This is a genomic window from Cryptosporangium japonicum (assembly GCF_039524755.1).
Taxonomy (GTDB): Bacteria; Actinomycetota; Actinomycetes; order Mycobacteriales; family Cryptosporangiaceae; genus Cryptosporangium; species Cryptosporangium japonicum.
In genome coordinates this window covers 74,300-100,982 of record NZ_BAAAGX010000009.1, presented here as the reverse complement: position 1 = coordinate 100,982, position 26,683 = coordinate 74,300, and the positions used below count along the sequence as shown (strand labels likewise).

Annotated in this window: 22 protein-coding genes and 1 pseudogene; 17 read left to right on the top strand and 6 right to left on the bottom strand. The window is 71.2% G+C overall.

Annotated features, from left to right (window positions below; genetic code table 11):
- From ABD437_RS11565 to ABD437_RS11555, 3 genes are all read left to right on the top strand, one after another.
- The coding region (locus ABD437_RS11565) for a calcium-binding protein (RefSeq protein ID WP_425558137.1) at positions 1 to 1,192 on the top strand (1,192 nt) is incomplete at its 5' end.
- 28 nt (positions 1,193 to 1,220) lie between these two features.
- The gene (locus tag ABD437_RS11560) at positions 1,221 to 1,553 is read left to right on the top strand and encodes a hypothetical protein (RefSeq protein WP_344648783.1); all 333 of its coding nucleotides are present in this window, start codon (positions 1,221 to 1,223) and stop codon (positions 1,551 to 1,553) included.
- Between the two features lie 59 nt (positions 1,554 to 1,612).
- Positions 1,613 to 2,146, top strand: coding sequence for a hypothetical protein (locus ABD437_RS11555; protein ID WP_344648782.1), 534 nt, complete (start codon positions 1,613 to 1,615; stop codon positions 2,144 to 2,146).
- Here the strand turns inward: ABD437_RS11555 and ABD437_RS11550 are convergent.
- Positions 2,032 to 2,658, bottom strand: a complete 627-nt coding sequence (locus tag ABD437_RS11550; protein ID WP_344648781.1) for an NAD(P)-dependent oxidoreductase — start codon at positions 2,656 to 2,658, stop codon at positions 2,032 to 2,034. The genes ABD437_RS11555 and ABD437_RS11550 overlap by 115 nt on opposite strands.
- A gap of 79 nt (positions 2,659 to 2,737) precedes the next feature.
- Between ABD437_RS11550 and ABD437_RS11545 the strand changes: the two genes are divergently transcribed.
- The 4 genes and pseudogenes from ABD437_RS11545 to purL all read left to right on the top strand — a co-directional run.
- Positions 2,738 to 3,307 carry a TetR/AcrR family transcriptional regulator gene (locus tag ABD437_RS11545; RefSeq protein ID WP_344649028.1) on the top strand — a complete coding sequence of 190 codons (570 nt, stop codon included), beginning with the start codon at positions 2,738 to 2,740 and terminating at the stop codon, positions 3,305 to 3,307.
- Between the two features lie 180 nt (positions 3,308 to 3,487).
- The gene (gene purS, locus ABD437_RS11540) at positions 3,488 to 3,748 is read left to right on the top strand and encodes a phosphoribosylformylglycinamidine synthase subunit PurS (RefSeq protein WP_344648780.1); all 261 of its coding nucleotides are present in this window, start codon (positions 3,488 to 3,490) and stop codon (positions 3,746 to 3,748) included.
- A complete protein-coding gene (gene purQ / locus ABD437_RS11535) occupies positions 3,745 to 4,422 on the top strand; it encodes a phosphoribosylformylglycinamidine synthase subunit PurQ (protein WP_344648779.1) in 678 nt (225 codons plus the stop codon). The genes purS and purQ overlap by 4 nt, the downstream gene beginning before the upstream one ends.
- A pseudogene (gene purL / locus ABD437_RS11530) lies at positions 4,416 to 6,668 on the top strand (phosphoribosylformylglycinamidine synthase subunit PurL); the annotation flags it as partial. The gene purQ and the pseudogene purL, both read left to right, overlap by 7 nt.
- Positions 6,669 to 6,729: 61 nt before the next feature.
- Here the strand turns inward: purL and ABD437_RS11525 are convergent.
- A complete protein-coding gene (locus tag ABD437_RS11525) occupies positions 6,730 to 9,375 on the bottom strand; it encodes a carboxypeptidase regulatory-like domain-containing protein (RefSeq protein WP_344648778.1) in 2,646 nt (881 codons plus the stop codon).
- 220 nt (positions 9,376 to 9,595) lie between these two features.
- On the opposite strand from ABD437_RS11525, the gene ABD437_RS11520 reads away from it, so the two are divergent.
- Complete coding sequence (locus ABD437_RS11520) at positions 9,596 to 9,952, top strand: sterol carrier family protein (protein WP_425558136.1); 357 nt, start codon at positions 9,596 to 9,598, stop codon at positions 9,950 to 9,952.
- Here the strand turns inward: ABD437_RS11520 and ABD437_RS11515 are convergent.
- Positions 9,927 to 10,379 (bottom strand): cupin domain-containing protein, encoded by a 453-nt coding sequence (locus ABD437_RS11515; RefSeq protein ID WP_344648777.1) that lies wholly within the window; start codon positions 10,377 to 10,379, stop codon positions 9,927 to 9,929. The two genes, ABD437_RS11520 and ABD437_RS11515, sit on opposite strands and share 26 nt — an antisense overlap.
- 263 nt (positions 10,380 to 10,642) lie before the next feature.
- Here ABD437_RS11515 and purF point away from each other — a divergent pair, with 263 nt between their 5' ends.
- Positions 10,643 to 12,166 (top strand): amidophosphoribosyltransferase, encoded by a 1,524-nt coding sequence (gene purF / locus ABD437_RS11510; protein WP_344648776.1) that lies wholly within the window; start codon positions 10,643 to 10,645, stop codon positions 12,164 to 12,166.
- Positions 12,167 to 12,247: 81 nt separating this feature from the next.
- Entirely contained in the window at positions 12,248 to 13,327 is a 1,080-nt protein-coding gene (gene purM, locus ABD437_RS11505) for a phosphoribosylformylglycinamidine cyclo-ligase (RefSeq protein ID WP_344648775.1), read from the top strand.
- A 2-nt stretch (positions 13,328 to 13,329) separates the two neighbouring features.
- Here purM and tgmB read toward each other — a convergent pair whose 3' ends face one another.
- From tgmB to ABD437_RS11490, 3 genes are all read right to left on the bottom strand, one after another.
- Complete coding sequence (tgmB, locus tag ABD437_RS11500; RefSeq protein WP_344648774.1) at positions 13,330 to 14,274, bottom strand: ATP-grasp ribosomal peptide maturase; 945 nt, start codon at positions 14,272 to 14,274, stop codon at positions 13,330 to 13,332.
- Positions 14,275 to 14,276: 2 nt separating this feature from the next.
- On the bottom strand, positions 14,277 to 14,681 hold the full coding sequence (tgmA, locus tag ABD437_RS11495; RefSeq protein ID WP_344648773.1) for a putative ATP-grasp-modified RiPP: 405 nt from the start codon (positions 14,679 to 14,681) through the stop codon (positions 14,277 to 14,279).
- Positions 14,682 to 15,007: 326 nt separating this feature from the next.
- Positions 15,008 to 15,202 carry a DUF3073 domain-containing protein gene (locus ABD437_RS11490; RefSeq protein ID WP_344648772.1) on the bottom strand — a complete coding sequence of 65 codons (195 nt, stop codon included), beginning with the start codon at positions 15,200 to 15,202 and terminating at the stop codon, positions 15,008 to 15,010.
- A gap of 601 nt (positions 15,203 to 15,803) precedes the next feature.
- Between ABD437_RS11490 and bldC the strand changes: the two genes are divergently transcribed.
- From bldC to ABD437_RS11455, 7 genes are all read left to right on the top strand, one after another.
- On the top strand, positions 15,804 to 16,010 hold the full coding sequence (gene bldC / locus ABD437_RS11485) for a developmental transcriptional regulator BldC (protein WP_035858691.1): 207 nt from the start codon (positions 15,804 to 15,806) through the stop codon (positions 16,008 to 16,010).
- A gap of 221 nt (positions 16,011 to 16,231) precedes the next feature.
- Complete coding sequence (locus tag ABD437_RS11480; protein ID WP_344648771.1) at positions 16,232 to 17,599, top strand: tetratricopeptide repeat protein; 1,368 nt, start codon at positions 16,232 to 16,234, stop codon at positions 17,597 to 17,599.
- 156 nt (positions 17,600 to 17,755) lie between these two features.
- A complete protein-coding gene (locus tag ABD437_RS11475) occupies positions 17,756 to 19,282 on the top strand; it encodes an Hsp70 family protein (protein ID WP_344648770.1) in 1,527 nt (508 codons plus the stop codon).
- Positions 19,283 to 19,435: 153 nt separating this feature from the next.
- Positions 19,436 to 19,705: a hypothetical protein gene (locus ABD437_RS11470; protein WP_035858684.1), complete on the top strand. Its 270-nt coding sequence runs from the start codon at positions 19,436 to 19,438 to the stop codon at positions 19,703 to 19,705.
- Positions 19,706 to 19,745: 40 nt separating this feature from the next.
- Positions 19,746 to 22,697: an FtsK/SpoIIIE domain-containing protein gene (locus tag ABD437_RS11465; RefSeq protein WP_344648769.1), complete on the top strand. Its 2,952-nt coding sequence runs from the start codon at positions 19,746 to 19,748 to the stop codon at positions 22,695 to 22,697.
- Entirely contained in the window at positions 22,697 to 23,194 is a 498-nt protein-coding gene (locus ABD437_RS11460) for a hypothetical protein (protein WP_344648768.1), read from the top strand. Before ABD437_RS11465 ends, ABD437_RS11460 begins: the two co-directional genes overlap by 1 nt.
- Positions 23,195 to 23,246: 52 nt before the next feature.
- The gene (locus ABD437_RS11455; protein WP_344648767.1) at positions 23,247 to 26,645 is read left to right on the top strand and encodes a UvrD-helicase domain-containing protein; all 3,399 of its coding nucleotides are present in this window, start codon (positions 23,247 to 23,249) and stop codon (positions 26,643 to 26,645) included.
- Positions 26,646 to 26,683 lie beyond the last annotated feature (38 nt).

Below are 26,683 nucleotides of genomic sequence, written 5' to 3'. Positions count from 1 at the left end.
GGCGGGCGCTTTTTTCGTGCGCGGCGCCCCCAAACCGACGTCATTACCGGAATCACTTCGAAGCGTTTGTGCGGAACAGTCTTTCGCCGTGTTTCCGGGGATCGGTAAAGAGCATTATTCGCACTCTTTTAAGTGGTCGGACGGGGTTGAGAGGTTCTGTCCGAACATGGGAAGTTCGGTCCCGGCCGGGCGCATCTTTAAAGCGAATTACCTGACGGAAAGTTGGTTCGGAGTGAAGCCGTGGGTTCGTCGAAGTGCCGGCGTCGGGCTACTGGCGGCAGGAATTGTCGCTGCCGGTGCCTCCACTGCACAGGCGCACGAGATGTCTACTGGTAAGGCCTCGTCTTCGCATCCGTCGGTCTGCCGGGACTGCCACGGGTCCTACGGTCGGCACGCCGACGAACGGTCCGCGCCGACCCGGCTCGCGGGCAAGCGGCAGTCCCACGGTCGGCACTCGGTCGAAGCGCGTCAGCCGGCCGAAACGCGTCAGCCGGCGCAAACGCGGACACCGATCGTGCGCAGCTTGAAGACCGGTGACGGCGCGACGAACACCACGGTGGTCGGCAGCGTGAAGAACTCGTTCAACGGGGCCGGCTACAACGGGCCGGTCGCCGGACCCGTGACCACGGGGAACGGTGGAGACGGCGCCGTCGTCACCGGCAGCGTGGCCGGCTCGTACAACGGCGGCAACTACGTCGGCGACTCCACCGGGCCGGTCACGACCGGCCGTGGCGGCGACTTCAACCAGGTCGGCCAGAGCGTCACCGACGCCTTCAACGGTGGAAATGCCACGGGCACCACCCGCGGGAACGTCACGACCGGGCGGGGCGGGAGCGACAACCAGGTCGGCGGGGACGCGACCAACGCGTTCAACGGCGGCGATTACTCCGGCACCACCTACGGGAACGTGGTCACCGGCGACGGTGGAAGCCGGAACGAGGTGTGGGGCAACTCGAACAACGCGTTCAACGGCGGCGACTACTCCGGCACCGTTTACGGCGACGTCACCACCGGAAATGGTGGGAACGACAATCTCGTGCACGGTGACACGAACAATTCCTTCAATGGCGGAAACTTCACCGGCCGGGTCGGCGGCGACGTCACGACCGGATCCGGCGGTAGTAACAATGTCGTCTACGGCGACATCGACGACTCGTTCAACGGCGGTGGTGTCGATGCGTGGCGTATCTGACCGGCCGAATTCGACCAAGGAATTGATCGTGCACAGCTGGATCAAGCGCGGCACGTGCGTGGGTGTCCTGTCAGCGGGGCTGGTCGTGTCGGCTGCCGCCGGCGCCTCCGCCGCGGTCACTCCCGTGGTCGTCGGCCAGGGCGGCACCGGCGGCCAGGGCGGGAACAACAACGAGGTCGTTGGCTCCGGGAACACGGTCGCCAACGGGGGGCACGGCGGCACGACCGACGCACCGGTGCACACCACCGTGCCCGCCACGCTGGGGATGCCGATCGCGCTGCCCGGTCTCGAACTTCCGGCCGAGGTGCGCCAACTCCTGGGTGCCCGCGGCGCGTGGCTGGCTGCGCTCAGCCAGCACTAGACGACCCATCAGCGGGCCGGCCGGGAGCGCCCGGCCGGCCCGCGTCGAACGGAGAATCCATGAACGGCTGGATCGCCCGCGGCGCCCAGGTGGGCGCACTGTCAGCGGGATTGGTGGTGTGGGGAGCCTCCGGTGCGTTCGCCGCCGATGGCGGCAACGTCGTCGGGAACGGCGGTGACGGAGGGGCCGGGATCGTCAACGAGGCCGGCAGTCTGAACCTGCTCAACATCGGCTTCGGCGGCCGTGGCGGCGACGGCGGCCGGAACAACGTCAGCGACGGCGACGGTGACGACGTCGTCGGCAACGGAGGGGGCGGCGGCGTCGGGGTCTACAACGCGCCCGGCAGCTACAGCCTGGTCAACGTCAGTATCGATGGATCGCCGGGCACGAGCGCGCTCGATGCGGGAAGCCTCACCGGCGGCAAGTTCTTGACCCAGCCGGTGTCGCGCCGAACCGGGCTTCTGGGCCGCCGCCCGGGTCAGGACGCGACCGTGACCGCCCGGCCGATCGATTCCGCCTGGCCAACCAGCGACAACAGGGCGTCGGCGACGTCGGTCCTGGGCACGGTGTATCCGCCTCGCACGCCCTGGTAGCCGGTGCGGTAGCGGCCGGTGTGGGGTTTGTCGGTCAAGCGCGGCGGCCGGACGATCGTCCAGTCCAGGCCGCTGGCCCGGATCGTCTGCTCCATGCGTTCGGTGTCGGTGAAGTTGTGGCGGAGGAACAGCCGCACCAGCGGCTTGGCCAGTGCTCGCGTCACCAGGTCGTCGTCCTTCTCGGTGTACGCGCCGCTGGCGCTGACGACGAGCACCCGACGCACGCCGACCTCGGTGGCCGCCCGGACCAGCGAGCGCGCCCCGTCGGCCAGTACCGTCTGCGGCCCGCCGCCACGGTGGCCCAGGCTGGAGATGACCGCGTCCCGCCCCGCGACCAGGGGGGCCAGTGCGGTCGGGTCCAGGACGTCGGTCCGGACGACGTCCAGCCGGGGATGGGTCGGCAGCTTGGACGGATCGCGCACCACCGCGGTGACCTGATCGCCGTCGGCCAGCGCCTGGGTGACGACGTGCCGGCCGACGCCGCCGGTCGCGCCGAGAACGGTGATCTTCACGGGACCTCCCGAGGGGGTTAGTAAGTACTTACCACCCTAGACTGAACGAGAACGTCCTCCGTCGTCAAGGGAGAGTCCGCTGAGCACCCGGGATCGGATCCTCGACGCTGCCGTCGCGGTCATGCGCGAGCGCGGCCTCGCCCACGCCACCACCAAGGAGATCGCCAGGGCCGCCGGGTTCTCCGAGGCGACGCTCTACAAGCACTTCACCGACAAGACCGAACTCTTCGTCCGGGTGCTCTCCGAACGGCTGCCGCGGTTCGTGCCGATCGTCGATCAACTGCGCCCCGGCGACGCGACCGTGGCGGACAACCTGCGCGCGGTGGCCGCCGCGGCGATCGAGTTCTACACCGACAGCTTCCCGATCTCCGGTTCGATCTTCGCCGAACCCAAAGTGCTCGACGCCCATCGGGTCGGGCTGCGCCGCGCCGGCTCCGGGCCCCACAAGGCGAACGAGAGCCTCACCGCGTACCTGGCGGCCGAACAGGAACTCGGCCGGATCCGCGCCGACGCCGATCCGCCGACGTTGGCGGCCCTGCTGCTCGGCGCCTGCTTCCAGCACGCGTTCCTGCGACAGTTCGACGACGACGTCGAGCCCGGTGCCGCCGACCGCTTCGTCGCCGCGCTGGCACCGGCGCTCGGCCTGTGACCACAACCTGTGGAAACTGCGGCGGAAGTGCAGTGGAACCGGCTTGACCGGCGGGAACACGCGGCGTGGCACGCCGAGCGCCGGGCGTGCGTGCGGCGGGCACAGTCAGAGTGTCCGACGGGATCGGTAGGCTCAGGCCTGAGAGCACAGCATCCCGTTCATCCTTCTCCAGGAGTTTCCGTGCCCGCGTCGACCCGCGTCGTCGTCGATGTCATGCCCAAGCCCGAGATCCTCGATCCGCAGGGGCAGGCCATCGCCAACGCCCTGCCAAGCCTCGGCTTCTCCTCGATCGCCAGCGTCCGTCAGGGCAAGCGCTTCGAGGTCGAGATCGCCGGAGAGGCGACCGAAGAGGCCCTGGAGGAGGTGCGTCGTGCTGCCGCGACGCTGCTCGCCAACCCGGTGATCGAGGACTTCGAAATCCGTGTCGAGGTCGCCCAGTGACCGCTCGGATCGGGGTGATCACCTTCCCCGGCTCGCTCGACGACCGCGATGCGTTGCGGGCGGTCAAGCTGGCCGGCGGCGAGCCGGTGTCGCTCTGGCACGCCGACGCCGACCTGCGTGGCGTCGACGCGGTGATCCTGCCCGGCGGCTTCTCCTACGGTGACTACCTGCGTTGCGGCGCCATCGCCCGGTTCGCCCCGGCGATGGCGTCGGTCGTCGACGCGGCTCGCGGCGGGCTCCCCGTGCTCGGCATCTGCAACGGCTTCCAGGTGCTGTGCGAGTCGCACCTGCTGCCCGGCGCGCTCCGTCGCAACCACCACCTGCACTTCCGCAACCGCGACCAGGTGCTGCGGATCGAGTCCACGAACACCCGCTGGACGTCGGACTACCAGCAGGGCGAAGAGATCCTCATCCCGCTCAAAAGCGGCGAGGGCGCCTACATGGCCGACGAGAAGACGCTCGACGCGCTCGAGGCCGAGGGTCGCGTGATCGCCCGGTACGTCGGCGAGAACCCGAACGGCTCGCTGCGTGACATCGCGGGCATCACGAACGAGGCCGGGAACGTCGTCGGCCTGATGCCGCACCCCGAGCACGCCACCGAGGCGCTGACCGGGCCGTCCACCGACGGTCTCGGCTTCTTCACCTCCGTGATCCGGGCGATGGTGGCGGCATGACCGACACGGTGTCGAACGCCGCGGGCACGCCCGACGAGCAGCAACCCTTCCTCGAGCTCGGCCTCAAGGACGACGAGTACCTCCGCATCCGCGACATCCTCGGCCGTCGCCCCACCCAGACCGAGCTCGCGATGTACTCGATCATGTGGAGCGAGCACTGCTCCTACAAGTCGAGCAAGGTCCACCTGCGCCAGTTCGGCGAGAAGGCCCCCAAGACCGACGCCCTGCTGGTCGGCATGGGCGAGAACGCCGGCGTGGTGGACGTGGGCGACGGTCTCGCCGTCACGTTCAAGGTCGAGAGCCACAACCACCCGAGCTTCGTCGAGCCCTACCAGGGTGCGGCCACCGGCGTCGGCGGCATCGTCCGCGACATCCTCACGATGGGTGCCCGCCCGATCGCCGTGATGGACCCGCTGCGCTTCGGCGCGGCCGACCACCCCGACACCGCCCGGGTGCTGCCCGGCATCGTCGCCGGCGTCGGCGGCTACGGCAACTGCCTCGGCCTGCCCAACATCGGCGGTGAGGTCGTCTTCGACCCGTCGTACCAGGGCAACCCGCTGGTCAACGCGCTCTGTGTCGGCGTCATGCCGCACGACCGCATCCAGCTGTCGGCCGCCCGCGGTTTGGGCAACGTGGTGGTCCTGCTCGGCGCGAAGACCGGCCGCGACGGCATCGGCGGGGTGTCGGTGCTGGCCAGCGCCACGTTCGACGAGGGCTCGGAGGCCCGGCGCCCCGCGGTTCAGGTCGGCGACCCGTTCGCCGAGAAGCTGCTGATCGAGTCCTGCATCGAGATGTTCGACCGCAAGCTCGTCGTCGGCATCCAGGACCTCGGCGGCGCGGGCCTGACCTGCGCCACCACCGAGACCGCGGCGGCCGGCAAGGTCGGCATGCACGTCTGGCTCGAACGGGTGCCGCTGCGCGAGGCCTCGATGGAGCCGCACGAGATCCTCGCCAGCGAGTCGCAGGAGCGCATGCTCGCGATCGTCGAGCCGTCAAAGCTCGACGAGGTGCTGGCGCTGGCCGAGAAGTGGGGCGTACTCGCCACCGCGATCGGTGAGGTCGTCGAGGGCGACCGCCTGGTGATCACCTGGCACGACGAGGTCGTGGTGGACGTCCCGCCCCGCTCGTTGTCCGACGAGGGGCCGGTCTACGAGCGCCCGATCGCGCAGCCGGCCGACTTCGAGCTGGTCCGCGCAGACCGAGCCGAGACGCTGCCGCGCCCGCGCACCGGCGAAGAGCTCCGCGAGACGCTGCTGAAGCTGGTCGCGAGCCCCAACCTGGCCGACAAGACCTGGGTCACCGAGCAGTACGACCGGTACGTCCAGGGCAACACCGTGCTGGCCCAGCCCGAAGACGCCGGCGTGATCCGGCTCGACGAGGAGACCGGTCGCGGCATCGCGCTGGCCACCGACGGCAACGGCCGGTACGCCAAGCTCGACCCGTACGTCGGCGCCCAGCTCGCGCTGGCCGAGGCGTACCGGAACGTGGCGACGACCGGCGCGGCGCCGCTGGCCGTCACGAACTGCCTCAACTTCGGCAGCCCCGAGGACCCCGGCGTGATGTGGCAGTTCCAGCAGGCCGTGACCGGTCTGGCCGACGGCTGCGCGACGCTCGGCACCCCGGTGACCGGTGGAAACGTCAGCTTCTACAACCAGACCGGGTCGACGGCGATCCACCCCACGCCGGTGATCGGTGTGCTGGGTGTGTTCGACGACGTCGCCCGGCGCACCCCGATCGGCTTCCAGGACGACGGTGAGTCGCTGATCCTGCTCGGGTCGACCGAGGAGGAGCTGTCCGGGTCGGAGTGGGCGTGGGCTCTGCACGGTCACCTGGGTGGGGTTCCGCCTCGCGTCGACCTGGCGCGGGAGAAGCTGCTCGGCGAGATCCTGATCGCCGGGTCGCGGGACGGGATGCTGTCGGCCGCGCACGACCTGTCGGACGGCGGGCTCGCGCAGGTGCTGACCGAGGCGACGCTGCGGTACGGCGTCGGGGCGCGGGTCGTGCTGCCGGAAGGTGCTGACCCGTTCGTGTGGCTGTTCTCCGAGTCGGCCGGGCGGGTGCTCGTGTCGGTGCCGCGCACCGAGGAACTGCGGTTCACCGACATGTGCACGATGCGTGGGCTGCCGTGGAACCGGATCGGGGTCGTCGACAAGGTCGGCGGGGCGCTCGAGGTGCAGGGTCAGTTCACGATTCCGCTGGATGAGCTGCGGGCGGCGTGGACGGGGACGTTGCCGGCGCTGTTCGGCTGATCCAGTGCCGTGAACGAAACCGGCCGCCGGGGGTGATCCCCGGCGGCCGGTCTTGTTCTCAGCGTTGCGGTGGGTAGTACGGCTGATCGTTCTGGTGTTGCGGGGGGTCGCTGGGCGGCGGGGGGTAGTTGCCGTACGGCTGGTCGTACTGGGGCTGGGGTGGGTTCGCCGGGTAGCCCGGTTGAGGCTGCTGCCACTGCGGCGGGGGGCCGTAGGTGTTCTGCGGAGCGCCGTGAGTGGCCGGCGGGGTGGTGTAGGCCCCCGGCGCGGCGCCGTAGGTCCCTTGCGGGGCGGCGTAAGTCCCTTCCGGGGCGCCGTAAGTCCCCGGCGGAGTGGGATAGGTCCCCGGCGGGGTGGCGTTGGCCGGCGCGCCGTAGTTCGGCGGGGGGCCGTAGTTGGCCGGGGGGCCATAGCTCGGCGGGGGCGGGTAGCTGCCGTACGGGGCGGCGCCGTTGTAGCCGGCTGGAGGCGCGGACATGGGTTGCCCCGGGGCGGGCGGCCCGGACATCGGCATGGGCGGGCCGGACATCGGCATGGGCGGGCCGGACATCGGTTGGCCTGGCATTGGGGGCCCGGACATGGGCTGGCCTGGCATTGGGGGCCCGGACATGGGCTGGCCTGGCATTGGGGGCCCGGACATCGGCTGGCCCGGCATCGGGGGGCCGGACATCGGGTAGTTCGGGGCCGGTGGGGCTGATGCGGGGTAGGTCGGGTAGTTCGGAGGTGCCGAGTTCGGGTAGCCCGGGGCGGGCGGCGCCGAAGCGGGGAAGGCCTGCCCGGGCCACTGACCCGTCTGACCCGGCCCGATCTGACCGGGGCCCATCTGGCCGGGCGCCATCTGACCGGGGCCCAGCTGGCCCGCGCCCAGCTGGCCCGCGCCCATCGAAGCTGCGCCGGGGTGGCTGGGCATCGGGTAGGCGGGGTGGGGCGGGCCGGACATCGGCATCGGAGGCCCGGACATCGGTTGCCCGGACATCGCGGCCCCGGACATGGGCATCGGCGGGGCCGACATCGGCATCGGCGGGGCTGACATGGGGGCGGGAGGGGTGTCCCAGCCGGCCAGGGGCGAGCGCGAAGGCTCAGCGTTGGGATAGCCGGCCACGCCGAAGTCAGGCGAGCCAGGCGCGCCGTAGCCGGGAGAGCCGTACTCGTTGGCGCCGTACTCGGAAGCGCCGTAGGCCGGGCGGCCCGGTGTACCCCAGGACTGGTCGCTGCCCGTGCCGACCGCAGGCGGGCCGGAGGGTGTTCCAGGGGCCTCGGCCGGAAGAGCCGACGCGTACTGGTCGCCGAGCGGCCCGGCCGCCCGGGTGTACGGCGCCCCGGCCCATCCACCGTCGTTCATCGTCGGCCACGCGGTGGTCGGATCACTCGGCGCAACTCGCCCGGACGAACCAGAGATCGGCACCCCAGAAGCAGGCATCCCCGAAACGGGCATCCCCGGGGCTGGAAGGGCCGAGGCGGGCGTTCCCGACACCGGATCCGCGGACACCGGCGCGTCCGAGGTGGGGTCGATCGTCGGCCACTCGGCGGTGCGCTCGGCACCCGCCGAGCTCCGACCGGCGTCGGCGCCGGACCAGCCGCCCGGCACCCCCGAGACCGGGATCGGCTCGGTCGAGCGATTCACCCACGTGCCGTCGGCCGGCGGCGCTCCCCACGCCGCGGTGGGCTCGTTACCGGGCAACTCGTTGGCCACCGTCGTCTCCGACAGCGCGTTCGGCACCCGCATCGGCATCGTCGGCATGATCGACTCGGCGGCCACCAGGTCGGGGAGGTCACTCGTGCCGCCGCCGGGGCCGTCGGGGTCCTTGTCGTTGCGCTTGTAGACCCACCAGCCCAGCGCTCCGAGGCCGCCGAGTGCCAGCACGATGCCGAGCACGAGAACCACGGTGTCCCAGGGGAACCCGTCGTCCTTCTTGATGGCCTGCGGGGCCGCGCTCGGCACCGGTGCGGCGCTGCTGGGCGCCACCGACGGTGTCGGGCTGGCGCTGGCCACCGTCGGGTTGAGCGCGAGCTGGACGCCGCTGATCGTGCCGTTCTGCGGCTGCACGGTGGTGCGACTGACCTGGTAGCCGGCCATCGTCGCCTCGATCGTGACCTGCCCACCGGCCAGCGGCTGGGCCGGCGTGCAGTTGAAGGCGCCGGCCGAGTCGGTGGTGGAGACGCAGGTGGCGCCGTTCACGTCACGGGCGACGACGCTGGCCCCGACGATCGGCTGGGTCGTGCTGCCGTCGGCGACCGAGCCGGTGATGTTGGTGACCGCGGGCGGCGCCCCGGTGAGGTTCAGCGTGAACTGGCTGCTGTCGTTGGCGTTGTTCGGGTCGTCGCCGCCGGCGTCGATCGTGATCGAACCGGGGGCGCTGATCGCCTCGGTCTGCTGCAGGGACCCGACCGGGGGAGCGCCGATGACCAGCGTGAACACCGTGGTCTGGCCGACTTCGAGGGAGTCCACCGGGCAGGAGAGCACGGTGGGCCCGCCGGTCTGGTTGCAGCTCGGGCTGCTGCTGGCCAGGTAGACGCCGCGGTCGCCGAACGGGATGACGACGTTGGCGTTGAACGCGTCGGCGGTGGACGGGCCGTCGTTGGTGACCGCGAAGACGAGTGAGGCGGGCTGCCCACCGGACTGGCTGGCCAGGTTGCCCTGGCGCACTTCCAGACGCAGGTCGGCCGGGTCGCCGGCGGAGGCCGGGGCCGCGGGGAGGAACACCAGGCTCGCCGTCGCCAGAGCAGCTAACAGCAGAACGCCAAGCCGCCTTGCGTACCGCACCACTGTCTCCCGCTGGTCGGGTTCTTCGACCGACCACTATGCCTTGCTGACGTATCCGATACCTAACTTCTCGCCGTTTTGCCCGACTCGCACGCGGAAGCTCCGACCGCTCGGACCTGGCTGCCTCGGCCGTCCGGACCGTGAGCGATACGTTCTTGGCGTGGCGAAGGTGGTCGAGGATCCGGAAGCGGTGGCTGCGGCGGCCGCGTCGCTGGACGCGGGCGAGAAACCCGCGCCGCTGGTGCTCCGCAACGCGGTACGTCATCTCCTGGGGGTGCTGGCCAAGCGCGCCCCCGGCCGGACGGTGGAGGTACGCGTACCGCCGTACGGTGCCGTGCAGGTCATCGAGGGGCCGCGGCACACTCGGGGCACCCCGCCGAACGTCGTCGAGACCGACCCGGAGACGTGGGTCGCGCTCGGGACCGGCCGGAAGAGCTGGGCCGAGGTGGTCGCGGCCGGGAAGGTGTCGGCGAGCGGCTCCCGCGCCGATCTCAGCGAATGGCTGCCACTGGTGTAGCCGACGAGACGATCCGCGGCGCGGTGCGCTTGGGCGGCGACGCCAGGTAGACCGCGACCGCGCCGTCTCCCTCCACGGTCAGCCGGTGGGTGTCGCCGGGGCGGGTCGCGACCGTTTCTCCGCTCGTCACCACGCGCTCGTCGAGCCCGTCGACCGTGGCCCTGGTCTCGCGCAGCGCACCGGAAACCACCGCCACGGTTCCGAACCCGTGCGAGTGAGCGTGCAGGTCGCTGGCGGCGTCGGGGCCGAGGCGAACCAGCCAGGCGTCGTAGAGGAAGTTGCCGCGCAACTCGACGGCGTCGCCGGGGGCCAGCGCGGAAAACACTGTGGCGTCGGTAACAGCAAGTAGCGCCTCGGCCCGCTCACGCAGGGCGGTCGGGGTCAGCGACGAGGGTGCGAGCAGGTAGGGCTCAGGGAAGTCGAGCACGACGAATCCGTCTCCGCGAAAAGGGAAGAAGCCTGCAGCGTCCGGTACGGACTGCACGCGGGCCGGGCGGTCGTCAGCGACAACACTCGTCGTAAACGTGACCACGCGAGGACACGCCGCAACGGCCGGCGGTCGCCGGCAGCGGAGCGGGGTACGAGGTCGCGGTCACGACAGAGAGTGAACCACACCGCGCAACCCCACCGACCCCTCGGGTCTCCCGGCGGCGGCGGGCGTTTCGGAGAACAGGGCCTAGACTGGGCGGCGTGCTCCGTGGTGACGGCAAACTGACGCACGAACTCGACCCCTCAGATACCGGCCCCCAGGACGCCTGTGGGGTCTTCGGTGTGTGGGCTCCCGGAGAGGACGTCGCGAAGCTGACGTACTACGGGCTCTACGCACTGCAGCACCGCGGCCAGGAGGCCGCCGGTATCGCGGTGAGCGCCGGCACCGGCGTCGTCGTCTACAAGGAGCTGGGGCTGGTGTCCCAGGTCTTCGACGAATCGACGCTGGCCAGCCTCCAGGGCCACCTCGCGATCGGTCATGCGAGGTACTCGACGACCGGCGGGTCGACGTGGGAGAACGCCCAGCCGACGCTGCGGTCCACGAGCGCCGGCACGTCGGTCGCGCTCGCGCACAACGGCAACCTGGTCAACACCGGTGAACTCGCCCGCGCGGTCGCCGCGACCGGCATCGGCTCGCAGGGCCCGGTGAGCACCAACGACACCTCGCTGGTGACGTCGCTGCTCGCGGCCGACCCCGACCGGTCGCTGATGCAGTCGGCGCTGGAGGTGCTGCCGACGCTGCGCGGCGCGTTCAGCTTCGTCTTCATGGACGAGCACACGCTCTACGCCGCCCGTGACCCGCAGGGCGTCCGGCCGCTGGTGCTGGGCCGGCTCGAGCGGGGCTGGGTGGTGGCCAGCGAGACCGCCGCCCTGGACATCTGCGGCGCCAGCATGGTCCGTGAGGTCGAGCCTGGTGAGCTGATCGCCATCGACGAGGACGGCCTGCGCTCCGAGCGGTTCGCGATGCCGGAGCCGAAGGGCTGCATCTTCGAGTACGTCTACCTGGCCCGGCCCGACACCACGATCGCCGGTCGGGGCGTGCACGCCACCCGCGTGGAGATCGGCCGGCGGCTGGCCGCGCAGAGCCCGGTCGAGGCCGACCTGGTCATCCCGGTGCCCGAGTCCGGCACCCCGGCCGCGGTCGGTTACGCCCAGGCCAGCGGCATCCCCTACGGCATCGGCCTGGTCAAGAACTCCTACGTCGGCCGGACGTTCATCCAGCCCTCCCAGACGATCCGGCAGCTCGGCATCCGGCTCAAGCTCAACCCGCTGCGTGACGTCATCCGCGGCAAGCGCCTGGTCGTCGTCGACGACTCGATCGTCCGGGGCAATACCCAGCGGGCGTTGGTGCGGATGCTGCGTGAGGCCGGCGCGATCGAGGTGCACGTGCGCATCTCGTCGCCGCCGGTGAAGTGGCCCTGTTTCTACGGGATCGACTTCGCGAGCAAGGCCGAGCTCATCGCCAACGGTCTCGACACCGAGGGTGTCCGGGCGTCGATCGGCGCCGACTCGCTCGGTTACGTCTCGCTCGACGAGCTGGTGGCCGCCACCGAGCAGCCCCGCAAGCGTCTGTGCATGGCATGTTTCGATGGGAAGTACCCGATCCCATTGCCTGCCGACGACGTGATCGGTAAGCACATGCTCGAGGGCATCGAGCGTGGCGTCGGTGCGCCGCTGCCGTTGGTGGCTTCGCCGGGCGGTTCCGGCGCTCTCAGCCGACCCTAAGTTCAGCACGGGGCCGAAAAACATGGAGGCAGAGTGAAGGACGTGGTGACGTCCGGGGCGCCGACGCAGAGTGGTGCCCGAGTGACGCGTACGTCACGCGATGCCACGGAGGGCGGTGGCTCCTACCGCGCGGCCGGCGTCGACATCGAGGCCGGTGACCGTGCGGTCGAGCTGATGCGCTCGAAGGTCAAGAAGACGTTCCGGCCCGAGGTGGTCGGCAACATCGGCGGGTTCGCCGGGCTGTTCGCGTTCGACACCGCGAAGTACTCCAAGCCGGTGCTCGCCTCGTCCACGGACGGGGTGGGGACGAAGCTGGCGATCGCCCAGGCGATGGACATCCACGACACGGTCGGCGTCGACCTGGTCGCGATGGTCGTCGACGACCTGGTGGTTTGTGGCGCCGAGCCGTTGTTCCTGCAGGACTACATCGCGATCGGCAAGGTCGTGCCGGAGAAGGTCGCCGACATCGTCGGTGGCATCGCCGACGGGTGCCGGTGGGCGGGGTGCGCGCTGCTCGGCGGGGAGACCGCGGAGCACCCGGGGCTGCTCTCGCCGGGCGAGTACGACATCGCGGCCACCGGCGTCGGTGTGGTCGACGCGGACAAGATCCTCGGGGTCGAGCGCATCAAGGCCGGTGACCAGATCATCGCGCTGCCCTCGTCGGGGGTGCACTCCAACGGGTACTCGCTGGTACGTCACGCGCTGCTGGCCGACGGGAAGATGCGGCTGGACCAGGTCGTGGCCGAGCTGGGCAACCAGCGGACGCTCGGCGAGGAGCTGCTCACGCCCACCACGATCTACGCGCAGCCGTGCCTCGCGGTGATCGAGGAGTGCGAGGTGCACGCGCTGGCGCACATCACCGGCGGTGGCCTGCCGGGCAACGTCGTCCGCGTGATCGGCGAGGACGTCGACGCGGTGATCGACCGGTCCACGTGGCGGCCGCAGCCGATCTTCGACCTGGTCAGCGCCATCGGGCGGGTCACCCGGCCGGAGATGGAGCGGACGTTCAACATGGGCGTCGGCATGATCGTCGTGGTGCCGCCGTCGGACGCCGACCGCGCGGTCGCGTCGTTCAACGCCCGCGGCATCAGCGCCTGGGTCGCCGGCGAGATCGTGTCCGGCACCGGCATGGTCCGCTTGGTCGACGAGCACCCGGCCTAAGGTCAGTCCCCGGTCAGCGCGGCGGCGATCGCCGCGCAGATCGGGAGGCCGGTCTCGTGTTCGATCCAGGCCCACTGGCCGTTCGGGTTGAGGTCGAGGAAGTACCACTCACCGGCCGGGGTCACCGCGAAGTCGACCGCGGCGAAGCGCAGGTGGAGCTGGCGCATCATGCGGAGCAGCCCGGTCCGCACGCGGTCGGGCACTGTCGTCACCGTGTACTCGATCGCGTCGTAGTCGCTGCGCCAGTCGATCGTCGCGGCCGCTGAGCGTGCGGTCAGGGCCGCCGCGAAGAGCTGCTCGTCGACGACGGTCAGCCGCACCTCGTACGCCTTGTCCAGGTGCTCCTGGAACAGATGCGCGGTGTGCCGGATCGACTCGTCGGCCAGGTCACCGGCCTCCACCGGCGAGGTGTACACGAACATCCGACGCCCGTCGCGCTCCACCGGTGACGAGAACGGCTTGTAGACGACCGGGCCGATCTCCCGCGCGAAGCGTTGGGCGTCGTCCGGGTCGTTGGTGATCAGCGTGCGTGGCACCGAGAGGCCCGCCTGGCCGGCCGTCGCCAGCTGCACGGGCTTGTACTCGGCATAGCCGATCCGGCTGGGGTGGTTGAGCCAGTTCGGCACCAGCGCGAGCAGCCCACCGAACCCGATCCGGGCCTCCAGCTCGGCCCACTGCCGGTCGGCCGTGCTCATCGCCGGGAACGTGAACGCCGACGGGCGCCGGTAGTAGGCCCCGCAGACGTCGGCGATCGCCAGCGAGCGGAACGGGGAGCGCAGTTCCGAGCGCCAGTGGTCACCGTCCAGCTCGGCGGTGACCGTGAGGAGCGCCGGGAAGTCCGCGGTGTCGACGCGGAACACCGCGACACCGCGGTCGGCGAGTGCGGTCACCACCAGGTCGGCGGTGGGATCGAGCCGTTCGGTGAGGATCAGAACGGTGGGCGGCACCTCTACGACGACTTGTCGTGGATCTCGTCCTCGCGCGGGATCTGGCCGGTGGTGCGCAGCGTCAACCCCATCGAGTGGTTGGCCAGCGGCGCCCAGCCGGCACCTTCTCTGGCCAGCGCCACCTGGGAGTCGTCGTCGTAGGCGATCGTGTCCAGCGGGAGGTTCACGGCCCGGTCGGGAAGCGTCGCGAAACGCAGCCCGAACGGACGCGCGGCTCCAGCGTCCTCCGGTGACACTAAGTCCGGCCCCGACGCTTCGTCCGGGTCGTGTCCGGTCTTCACGCCGTCGCTGCCGAGCACTTCGCCCGACCGCAGCGCCATGCTCGCGAGATCGGCGGTGATCCGACCCAGCGGCAGCTGGTCGCTGATCGGGAAAACCGCCCCATAAGCCGCGTGCTGGCTGGTCACGACTGTCTCCTTCTCCGGGCCGCGCGGACTACTCGATCGCGCGGGGCAAGCTGACCTACGTCAAGTGCCATGAACAGCGCAAACCAAGCCTGCGCCGTTCATCGCTCCGCGGTTCAGCATCCCAGAAGGGAGCGTGCGGGCTACCGAAGATCCCGCACTCAGTCACCGTGAGGTGACTCTCCCCACCCCCTCGGGTTCAAGCGTGAGCATTACTCCCACGATCTTGCTCTCTTCGGCCCGGACCCGCTCCCCCCGACATAAGGGGGCCGCGCCGAAAGGTCCGGCGCGGCGACGGAGCGGGCGACGTCGCAACTGGGTTTCGCGGCTCAGCGCCGCGGTGCCCAGTCGTCTTCGTCGTAACGACCTGAGTACTCGTCTTCGTACTCGTCGTCATCCGTGGAGGCGGAACTAGGGGAGCCCGAAAGCTCCCGTTGGAGAGCGTTCAGATCGGTGTTGGGAGAGCTGTACTTCAGCTCACGCGCGACCTTTGTCTGCTTAGCCTTAGCACGGCCGCGCCCCATTGGCTCGACCCCCTCGCACAGGTGTATCGGGGCGTCATGCGAGAGGCCCCGGATGATGGCATGTCTCGTAGTGACACCGTACCGTCCCCACCCAACGTTCGGCACCTCGCGGGTCTGTCGATCGTCTCTCGGGTGACGCTCGAGGACGATAGCCCCACCGCGACGGCCGTCGTCGCCTGACGCGCGCCGGCCGGGACGCGAGGTTTTCGTGACGCGTATCACACCTCGGAATCGCAACAGATTTGCGCTTGACCGGAAAGACGAACGCGCCTCGACCGATCGACAGCCACTTCCAGCAAAGGGATGGTCACTCAATGAAGGGCGGACAGGTGGACCAGTCGGGAGAGCGGTATCCGTATTGGCCGAACGGTTGAGAAGCCCTAAAACCACCGTCGAATGGGGGCCTACCTGCGGATACAGTGCCCCTACCGACCCTTCGGACTACCGTCAGTAAACGGCCGGTATGCGCACTGTTCCCCTATTAGGCCGGATCGGTACGCAGGATCATCCTTTCGGACCATGTCGGGCAAGGCGGACACCCGGGAGTATGGAGGGCAATGCGACGCCCTCCCCGTCGCATACCCCTCTGAAGGAGAAATCGATGGCTACCCGCACCCCCGAATCGGAGCCGCTGCTCACGCCGGCCGAGGTGGCGACCATGTTCCGGGTCGACCCGAAGACCGTCACCCGCTGGGCGAAGGCCGGCAAGCTGAGCGCGATCCGGACCCTCGGCGGCCACCGTCGCTACCGCGAGTCGGAGGTTCGGGCGCTCCTGGCCGGCATCCCGCAGCAGCGGACCGGCGACTGAACTTCCGGGTGCGCGACCTGCTGCCCTCACAGCCCTCCCGGTCGCAGAAGACTCCCAGAGCGCGGCTCACGACACCTCCGTCGTGGGTCGCGTTTTTTTGGTCCCGGTACCGGTCGACGGACGTACGGGCGTTGACGGAATACGCGAGGCTATAGTCCGAGCACGAGCGTGACCGCCACCGGCCGCGCCCGGGAGGCGCAAGGAACAGCGGAGGTCGCGCAGTGGGCAGCCCTGGGGGTCCGCTCGCCCCTGACGGCGACCACTACACGCTCCTCGGTCTCGACCAGAACGCCGACGAGACCACGATCCGCCAGCGCATCACCGCGGAACGTCGCAAGTGGCGTCGGCGCACCACCGCGCCCGACATCGACGCCCGCCAGGAGGCGGAGCGCTGGATGCAGGCGCTGGACGCCGCCGAACGCGCGCTGCTGTCCGGCCCGCCGTCCCGGTCCGCGCACGGCGCCTCCAGCGCACCGCACGCGGCCGAGGCCACCGAGCCGCCGGAGACGCCGCCGAGCGGTGACCGGCCCGGCCCGCCGCCCGTCGCGCCGGCCGCCCGCGAGTGGCTGGTCCGCGCGGTCGAGCAGCTGAAGAGCGGTCAGTCCGATCTGGCGATCTTCACCGCCCGGCGCGCCGTCGACGAGGACCCGCAGAACGCGTACGCCTGGTCGGTGCTCGCCGACGCGGCGGCGCGCTCCGACGACACCGAGACCGCCCAGTCCTCGATCGAGCGGGCGTTGGCGCTCGAACCCGAGTCGGCCCACCTGCACGCCGAACGCGGCTGGATCCTCGACCGCAGCGGCCGGCCCGACCGTGCGGTGGCCGCGTACCGCACCGCCGCCGAGCTGGACCCGAGCCGGATCGACTACCGGGTGCGCATCGTCACCGCGCTCCTGCGTGCCGGACGCGTCGACGAGGCCGTCCGCGAGGCCGAGGACGCCTACCGCGCCCGGCCCGATGACGGCGACGTCCGCACCGCGCTGGGCACGTCGCTGGCCGAGCGCGCGGTCGCCGCGCAGCACGAACTGCCGGACGGGCGGTTGGTGATCGCCAGCGAGGCCCAGGCGAACTACGTGCTCGCGCTGGCCAACCGGGGCATCTCGGTGCGGCCGGCCGACCCGGCCGTGCTCGAGGACCTCGAGCAGCAGAAGGAGTACGCCCGCCGCGCACAGCGTCGCCGGTTCTCACGCAACGCGTTCCGGCGCAACTGGCGGTGGCCGATCGGGCTGGGGCTGCTGCTGGTCTCCGGCTGCTGCTGCGCCCCGAACATCTACCGCGCCAGCCAGGGTGGGGACCTCGTCCAGCGGTCGTTCGCGGTCGGCGTCCTCATCGTCCTGCTGACGTTCGTCGGTGCGCTGCTGTACACCTGCTACGAACCGGTCTACAAGCGCAACGCCGCGTTGATCGCCGAGACGGTGCCGCGTCGGGTGGGCCGCGGCCCGGGTGACCGGGGCGGCGGTGCCAAACCGGACGGCCGGGCCGGTGGCGGTTCCTTCGCCTTGGAGCCGGGCAATCCGAACTCCGGGAGCGACGAGGACGCCGAAGCCCGGCGTCGGCCGAAGCGGAAGAGGGGCGGAGGTACCGCATGACCGAGCGCTTGCGTGAGGTCCGGCTAGCACAGCTGCGTCGCACTCAGGCCGGCTCCGACCGGAGGGAGGAGCCGGCATGACCGAGCGCTTGCGTGAGGTCCGGCTAGCACAGCTGCGTCGCACTCAGGCCGGCTCCGACCGGAGGGAGGAGCCGGCATGAGTGCGATCGGGATCGACCTGGGGACGACGTTCTCGGCGGCGGCCAGCGTCGCGAAGAACGGCGAGCCGTACATCCTCCACAACCGGGAGGGGCACCCCACCACGCCGTCGGTCGTCTGCTTCCGCGGCAACAAACCGGTCGTGGGCATGGCCGCGCGCCGGTCGGTCACCGCGGCCCCCACCGACTGCGTCGAGTTCGTGAAGCGCTACATGGGCGACCCCACTTGGCGGTTCCCGACGGCGAGCGGCGAGGAGTTCAGCGCCGAGCAGATCAGCGCGATGATCCTCAAGCGGGTGGCCGAGGACGCCTCGGCCGCGCTCGGTGAGCCGGCGTCGGAAGCCGTGATCACGGTGCCGGCCTACTTCGACGACGCCCGCCGCAAAGCCACCGCCGACGCGGGCGAGATCGCCGGGCTCGACGTCCTGCGGGTGCTCAACGAGCCCACCGCGGCCGCGCTGGCGTTCGGCTACAACGCCGACCGGGAGGAGACGCTCCTCGTCTACGACCTGGGCGGCGGCACGTTCGACTGCACGGTGATGCGGATGGGCCACGGCCGGTTCGACGTGCTGGCCACCGCGGGCGACCGCAACCTCGGCGGGTTCGACTTCGACAACGCGCTGATGATCCACGTCTCCGAGCTGATGCAGAAGGCCACCGGCCTGTGGCTGCTCTCGCCCGGCCTCGACGACGGCGAGACCGAGGCGATACTGCGCGAGCACTGCGAGCAGGCCAAGCGGCAGCTCTCGACGCTGCCGGAGGCCAAGATCAGCATGGAGGTCGACGGCGGCGACCACGTGGTGACGGTGACCAGGCCGACGTTCGAGGCTCTCACGCGCCCGCTGCTGCGCCGCACCGAGGAGATCGTCCAGGAGGTCATGGAGGAGGCCGGGGTCGGCTTCGGCCGGCTGGGCAGCGTCCTCATGGTCGGTGGCTCGACGCGGATGCCGATGGTCACGACGATGGTCGAGAAGGGCACCGGCGTGCGTGCCGACCGGTCGGTCCACCCCGACGAGGCGGTCGCGCTCGGCGCCGCCGTGCTGGCCGACGTGCTGTCCAACGCCCGGCGGCACCCGGAGAGCCGTCCACGCCGGACCGTCACGGTCAACGACGTCACCTCCCAGGGTGTCGGGGTGGTGGCGCGCGCCCGGGAGAGCGGCGAGCAGGTCAACTCGATCGTCATCCCGCGCAACACCCCGATCCCGTGCCAGGGCCGGCGCCGGTTCCGCACGCTCGCGGAAAATCAGCGCGAGGTGTTACTCGTCGTCACCGAAGGCGACGACACCGATCTCCGGTTCGCCACGGTCGTCGGCTCGGCCCGGCTGGGCATTCCTCAGGCGCTCGGCGCGGTCGAGTTCGACATCGTCATCTCGTACGACGAAGACGGCATCATCCACGTATCGCTGACCGAACCAGGCGACAACGACCGGCAGATCGCCGAGTTCGAAATCGACCGGCAGGCCAATCTGGACGCAGCCGACATCCACCGGATGCGCGCGGCGCTCCGGAGCCTGGAGGTCGGCTGACGACCGGCGCGGACCGGTAGTTACTCTCGGTCGTCGCCGTGACGCGTCCCACCGTGCGGAACGCGATGCGGACAGGGTTGACCCCGCGAATGAGCGGCTACCCTACTTCACGGGGGGTTCACCCCAGGGCACTGAAAGTGAGGAACCAGTTCGGTGTCGAGCCAGTCGAATCTCGTCCAGTTGCGACAGCGGCTCTCCGGGTTGTCCGACAAGGCAACACGGACGGCCCAGCAACTCCTGGCGATGAAACAAAACTTCTCCGACGTCATCCCCGCGGTTCAGGGGACGATCGGCGGCTCCGCGCGGCGCACCGATCAGAACATGGTGGCCGCCCTGCAGGCTGCGGAGAAAAAGCTGGAGGAGGCCTCGGCCGCCCTGCAGCACGCGGCCTCCGAGGGCAAGAAGTTCGCGAGCACCCTGTAGCGCCGGCTGAACCCCGGAGACCCAGGAGACGACGCGTCGGATGATGCCTCCCCGCACGAACCAAGCCGGCGGCCCGGGTGGCCCGGGCGGTCCGGGAACGCGCCGGGCCGGTGGACGTCGGTCCAAAGCCCCCCGTGAGCCCCGCACCCGGCCGCCGGGAGATTCCCCGCTGGGAGAGCCGGATCAGGCCGCCGAGGTACTGCCCGACGAGGAACGCCAGATCCGCACCACGTTCCTGCGCCTGCGCGGCACGGTGGACGCGGTGCTCGCGGCCGCCGACGCCGGGCGCAGCGCCGCCACCGGTGCTTACGACATCGCCGAGCGGGACGCCGCCCGGCGCACCCACCGCGCGATCCAGAGTGCCGGCGCCGACGCCGAGGCCGCGTACGTGCGTGCCCGCGACACCCTGCTCGACCGGGCCGGCCGGGTGGCGCCGTTCGCGGCCGCGGCCGACTGGAACGACGTCGGCTGGCGCTCGGACGACTGGCTGGGCAGCAACCCGGCCCGCTACATCCGCATCGGCTCGCTGTCGGTGCCGGGTGCGTCGCCCAGCAGCGGCAACGCGAACCCCGAGCATCTGCCCGCGCTCGTCCCGCTGCTCGACGTCGCGTCGATCGGGTTGATCGCCGAGGGCGACGACAAGGACTGGCCGCTCCAGACGATCAACACGCTGCTCCTGCGCGCGCTCGCGTCCGCTCCGCCCGGCCGCCTGGAGATCGTCACCTACGACCCCCGCATCCGGGGCGTCACGAGCCCGTTCGCCGCGCTGCGCAAGGCCGGCAACGACCTGCTCGCCGACCCGCTCGCCACCCCGAACGAACTGCTCTCCCGGCTGACGCTGCTGCGCTCGGCCGTGATGCGGGTGGCCGAGCTGGCCGGTGCGCACGGCGTCCCCGACCTGGCCGCGCTGACCGAGGCCACCGGGGTGCAGCCGGAGCCCTACCGGCTGCTGGTGATCTGCGACTACCCGTACGGCGTGGACAGCCGGGCCCAGACCGAACTGATCCGGCTGGCCGAGGGCGGCCCGCGCCGGGGCGTGTCGCTGATCGTCCACCACGATCCGCGGGCGGACGCCGACGACGGCGTCAACGCGCAGGACCTGCTGCGTCACCTGAACATCGCGCGCGGCCGCAACTCCGCGATCACGGTGAGCGCGTTGCCCGCGGTGACGGTGCGCCCCGATCAGCCGCCGCCGCGCGAGCTGATCGAGAACGTGTCCGCGCGGGTCGCGGAGGGCGCCCGCCGCGGTGCCGCGCCGGTGGTCGACTTCCAGGCGCTGCTGCCCGAGCGCGACAAGATCTGGACCGAGGACGCGATCCGCGGCATGACCGCGAAGATCGGCCGGGCCGGCCTGGACACCGTGGAGCTCGAGCTGCGCGGCTCCGACCCGTCGCTGCCGAACGTCCTGATCGGTGGCGCCTCCGGCCAGGGCAAGTCGAACCTGCTGCTGGTGCTCCTGCACTCGATCGCCGCCTCGTACTCGCCCGACGAGGTCGCGATGTACCTGCTCGACTTCAAGGACGGGCTGGAGTTCGACCGGCTCGGCCCGCGCCCGGGGCGTCCCTGGCACCTGCCGCACGCGCGGGTGCTGGGCCTGGAGGGCGACCGGGCGTTCGGCCTGGCCACGCTGCGCCACCTGGACAACGAGTTCCGCCGCCGGGCGGAACAGTTCCGGCTGGCCGGCGCGAACGACCTGGCCACCTACCGCACGCTGCGCCCCACCGAGACCGTGCCGCGGCTGCTGCTGGTCATCGACGAGTTCCAGGTGCTGGTCGCCGAGGACGACGACATCGCCCGCGCGTCGATCGTCATCCTGGAGACGCTGGCGCGGCGCGGCCGGGCCGTCGGCGTCCACCTGGTGCTGGCCTCACAGACGTTGAGCGGCATCGAGACGCTGGTCACCAAGGAACGGTCGATCTTCGGCCAGTTCCCGTGGCGGCTCTCGCTCAAGACCGAGGCCAGCGAGTCCGAGGCCGTGCTGGGGCGCCAGAACACCGAGGCCGCCCAGCTGCGCTTCCGCGGCGAGATCGTGTTCAACCGCGAGTACGGCGACCCGACGCACAACCGGCGGGGCGTCGTCGCGTACGCCGACGAGCACGTGCTCGACGACCTGCGTCACGAACTGTGGGAGAAGGCCGGTCGGCCGGCGGCGCCGCGGGTGTTCTACGCCGCGCGCCCGTCCGACCCGAACCTGCTCACCCAGGCGCTGCAGCGGGTGCTCAGCGACGCGCCGCCCGGCGACGACACGAAGTTCGCGCTGCTCGGGCTGCCGGTCGACGTCGATCCGGCGCCGGTCGCGTTCGGGTTGACCGCCGACCCGGGGCGCACGCTCGCGGTGGTCGGCGACGGCCGGGACGACGCGTTCGGCACGCTCGGTGCCGTGGTGTGGTCGCTGGCCGCCCAGCACGTGCGTGGCGGCGCCGAGTTCGTGCTGCTCGACGCGGTCGGCGGTGACGCGGGGTCGCCCGAGACCGCGTTGCTGGCCGAGGCGGCCGGCGCGTACGACCACGGCGTCACCGTGCACACCGCCGGTTCGGTCGGGGCCGGGCTGGCCGAGCTGGCGAGCATCGTCGACGAACGCATCGCGGTCGGCGGCAAACACTCGGCCGGGCTGCTGGCGGAGCGGCGGCCGATCTACGTGCTCGGCATCGGCCTGCACCGCGCCGCGCGGCTGGACCTCTACGACGACGACCAGGGCGGCGCACCCACCGACGCGCTGCGGACGCTCGTGCGTGAGGGTCCGCTCGTCGACGTCCACCTGATCGGCTGGTGGAACAGCCTGCGTGTGTTCAGCGAGCACGTCGGGTACGAGTTCGCGCCGCTGGTCGGCGGTTACGTGTTCCTGCGCGCCCCGGAGGCCGACGTGCAGGGCGTGCTGGGGCCTTACCTGCGCTATCAGCCGCAGATGCACCGGGGGCTGTTCTGCGATCTCTCGCACGGTGGCCGGCCGGTGCCGGTCGTGCCGTTCGGCCTGCCCGCCGGAGGTGGATGATGACGCAGCCGTCACCGGACGGGGAGTGGATCGACTACCTCGAGTCCGTGAAGCACCTGGCCAGCCTGCCGAACCTGGTCGACGAACGCCGTCGCACGGCGAAGGCCGACGAGGAGGCGGCGATCGCGCGGGCGAAGACCGCGCAGGAGTTGGCGCTCGCGCGGTGCGAGGAGTGGCAGGTCTACGCGAAGCGGACCCTGGCCAACTCGGAGGCGCGGCTGGTCGCAGCGCACATCCTGGTGCCGGATTCGTCCGCGGCGCCGACGATCTCCTACGACGCTCCGGAGCCCCTGCTGGAGGGGCTGGCCGAACTGGACAAGAAGCTCTCGGCCGAGGTGTCGGGCCTGCACGAGGCCCGGCGCGCGGGGCGGGCACGCGCGATGGAACGGGCCGCCGAGGCCGCCCGAAAAGCCGCTCTGCGCCGAGAACTTCTCCGCATCGGCGGTCTGATCGCGTTGATCATCCTGGGCGCGCTGCTGCTGCGAGTCATTTTCTGAGCCGCGCGTGGCGGGGGCGTGAGGCCACTGTGGCTCGTGGGAGGATCGCGGGATGCCGCGCCCCCAGTTCCACGCGGATCTGCACATCCACTCGAAGTACAGCCGCGCCTGCAGCCGTGACTGCGACCTCGAGCACCTCACCTGGTTCGCCAAGCGCAAAGGCCTCACCCTCGTCGGCACCGGCGACTTCACCCACCCGGCGTGGAACGCGCACCTGCACGAGACGCTGGTCGAGGCCGAGCCCGGCCTGTACCGGCTGAACGACGACCTCGCGAAATCGGTCGATCGCACGCTTCCGGGGATCGTCGCGGCGAGCACGGTCCGGTTCATGCTCAGCGTCGAGATCTCGACGATCTACAAGCGTGACGACAAGACACGCAAGGTGCACCACCTGGTGTATCTGCCCGACTTGGCAGCCGTCGGCCGCTTCAACGCGAAGCTCGCGAAGATCGGCAACATCGCCTCCGACGGCCGCCCGATCCTCGGGCTCGACTCGCGCGACCTGCTCGAGATCACGCTCGAAGCCAGCCCCGACGGCTACCTGGTTCCCGCGCACATCTGGACACCCTGGTTCGCCGCGCTCGGCTCGAAGTCGGGCTTCGACGCGATCGCCGACTGCTACGCCGACCTCGCCGACCACATCTTCGCCGTCGAGACCGGGCTGAGCTCCGACCCGGCGATGAACTGGCGGGTGTCCTCACTGGATCGGTACACGCTGGTCAGCAACTCCGACGCCCACTCGCCGCCGGCGCTGGCCCGGGAAGCACACAGCTACGACTGCGAACTGGACTACTTCGCGGTGAAGGAAGCGCTGCGCACCGGCGAGGGGTTCGCCGGTTCGGTCGAGTTCTTTCCCGAAGAGGGCAAATACCACGCCGACGGGCACCGGGCCTGCAACCTGAGCTGGCAGCCGGCCGAGACGATCGCCGCCGGCGGGAAGTGCGAGGTCTGCGGCAAACCGGTCACCGTCGGGGTGCTGTCGCGGGTCGAAGCCCTGGCCGACCGCCCCGACGGTGAACGTCCGCCCGGCAAGGCCGACTTCCGCAACCTCGTTCCGCTGCCCGAGATCGTCGGGGAGCTCCACTCGGTCGGCCCGCGCAGCAAGACCGTGACCCGCGAGGTCGACGGCCTGGTCGCCGCGCTCGGCGCCGAGCTCGACATCCTCACCGAGGTGCCGGTCGACCAGGTCGCCGCGGTCGGCGGCGAGCTGCTCGGCGAGGCGATCGCCCGCCTCCGCCGCGGCGAGGTGATCCGTCGGCCCGGCTACGACGGCGAGTACGGCGTGATCCGGCTCTTCGAGCCGTCCGAACTGAAGGCGTCTACCGGAACGTCCGCGCTCTTCGATCTGCCTTCCCAGGATGATCACGCCACGCGGCGAACCACCGCGGCGCAGGCGCAGCGGGCGGCGGGCGCGGAAGCCCCCGGAACGGCCGTGACCGCCGCGGGCGGGTCCGCTCCGGCCGTCGCGGCCGCCGCACTGAGCGCCGAGGGCCCGGCCACCGCCGGTGCCGCCGCCCGTGGCCGTGCCGCCGCCCGGCGTAAGGGCGGCTCCGCGATGGGGCGGACCGCCGATCCGGCGGCGTTGGTCGAGACCGCGGCGATTCCGTCGCCGCGCGGCGGGACGGGAACCACCGCACGGGGCGAGCAGGATGCGACGGGGCCCGCCACGCACGGCGGGGCCTCGTACGGCGGGGCACCGGGTGACCGCGCGGACGAGCCGGCGGCGGCCGACCATGCCGGCGTAGACATTTTGCCGTTCGACGTGCCGGACTGGGGTGTGCTCGAGGGGCTCGACCCGGAGCAGCGGGCGGCCGCGGGTGCGCCCGACGGGCCGCTGATCGTGGTGGCGGGGCCGGGCACCGGCAAGACGCGGACGCTCACGCACCGGGTGGCGTACCTGGTGACCGAGCGGGGTGTGGCGGCGGAGTCGTGCCTGGCGATCACGTTCACCCGGCGTGCGGCGGGGGAGCTGGCGACGCGGCTTTCGGACCTGCTGCCCTCGGGGTCCGGTTCGCCGTTCGTGGCGACGTTCCACGCGCTGGCGCTGACGATCTGCCGCGAGCAGTTCGCCGCGCTGGGGTTCGATTCGCCGCCGTCGGTGGCCGACGAGGCCGACGTCTCCGCGGTGCTGGCGGAGCTGGATCTGGCGCCGGGTTCGGCGGTGCCGGACCCGCTGCTCGAGGGGTACCGCAAGCGGCTGCGTGCGCGTGGGCTGCTGGAACTGGACGAGCTCGTGCCGCTGGCCGTGCCGTTCGCGGCCTCCTACCGGTCGCGGTGGTCGCACGTGCTGGTGGACGAGTACCAGGACGTGGACGCCTCGCAGTACGCGTTGCTGCGCGAGCTGGTGCCGCCGGACGGGAACCTGTTCGCGATCGGCGACCCGGACCAGTCGATCTACTCGTTCCGGGGCGCGGAGGTCGGGTTCTTCCTGCGGTTCTCGTCCGACTACCCGACGGCGACGACCGTGACGCTGACCCGGAACTACCGGTCGGCGCCGCCGATCGTGGCGACCGCGGTGCAGGTGGTGCGGCCGGGCACGCTGGTGCCGGGGCGCGGGCTCTCGGCGGAGCGCCGCGATCTGGGCGCGGCGCGGATCGCGGTGCACGCGGTCGCGACCGAGGTGTCCGAGGCCGGCTGGGTCGCGGCGACGATCGACTCGCTGGTGGGCGGGTCGTCGTTCCATTCGCTGGACTCGGGCCGGGTGGACGGTTACGAGGTCGAGGAGCACTACGACTTCGGCGACGTGGCCGTGCTGTACCGGTCGGCGGCGCAGTCGCGGGCGTTGCAGTCGGCGTTCACGACGGCCGGGCTGCCGTTCCAGAAGCGCGGTGTCGACCGGCTCGCGGACCGGCCCGCGGTGCCCGCGATGTTGCGCGAGATGGCGCTGCTGCCCGGTTCGGTGCTCGCGCGGCTGCAGGCGGCGGGGTCCGCGCTGGCGTCGCGGGCCTCGGAGCCGGACCTGTTCTCCGAGGATTCGTCGCTCCGGGCGTCGGACGTGTGGGCGGCGGTGGAGTTGCTCCGCCCGGTGGCTTCGTCGTTCGATTCCGACCTCTCCGGATTCCTGGCCTTCGTGGCGACGGGTGCCGAGGTGGACGCGTTGGACCCGCGGGCGGACGCGGTGTCGCTGTTGACGCTGCACGCCGCGAAAGGGCTGGAGTTCCCGGTGGTGTTCATCGTGGGGTGCGCTGACGGCGTGGTGCCGCTGCGGTTCCCCGGTGAGGACGACCCGGAGGAGCGGCTGGCCGAGGAGCGGCGGCTGTTCTTCGTCGGCGTGACGCGGGCGCAGCGACGGCTCTTCCTGTCGGCGCCGAGGACGGTGACGCGGCGCGGCAAGTCGGTGTCGGCGGCGCTGACCCCGTTCCTGACCCCGGTGGACGACGGCCTCCTGGACCGCACCGGCACGTCCGACGAGCCCCGCCGCCCCGCCGCTCGACAGATGCGCCTCATCTAACGTTTCGGGCGCAGTGCTGGCGGGGGTCGGGGGTGGGT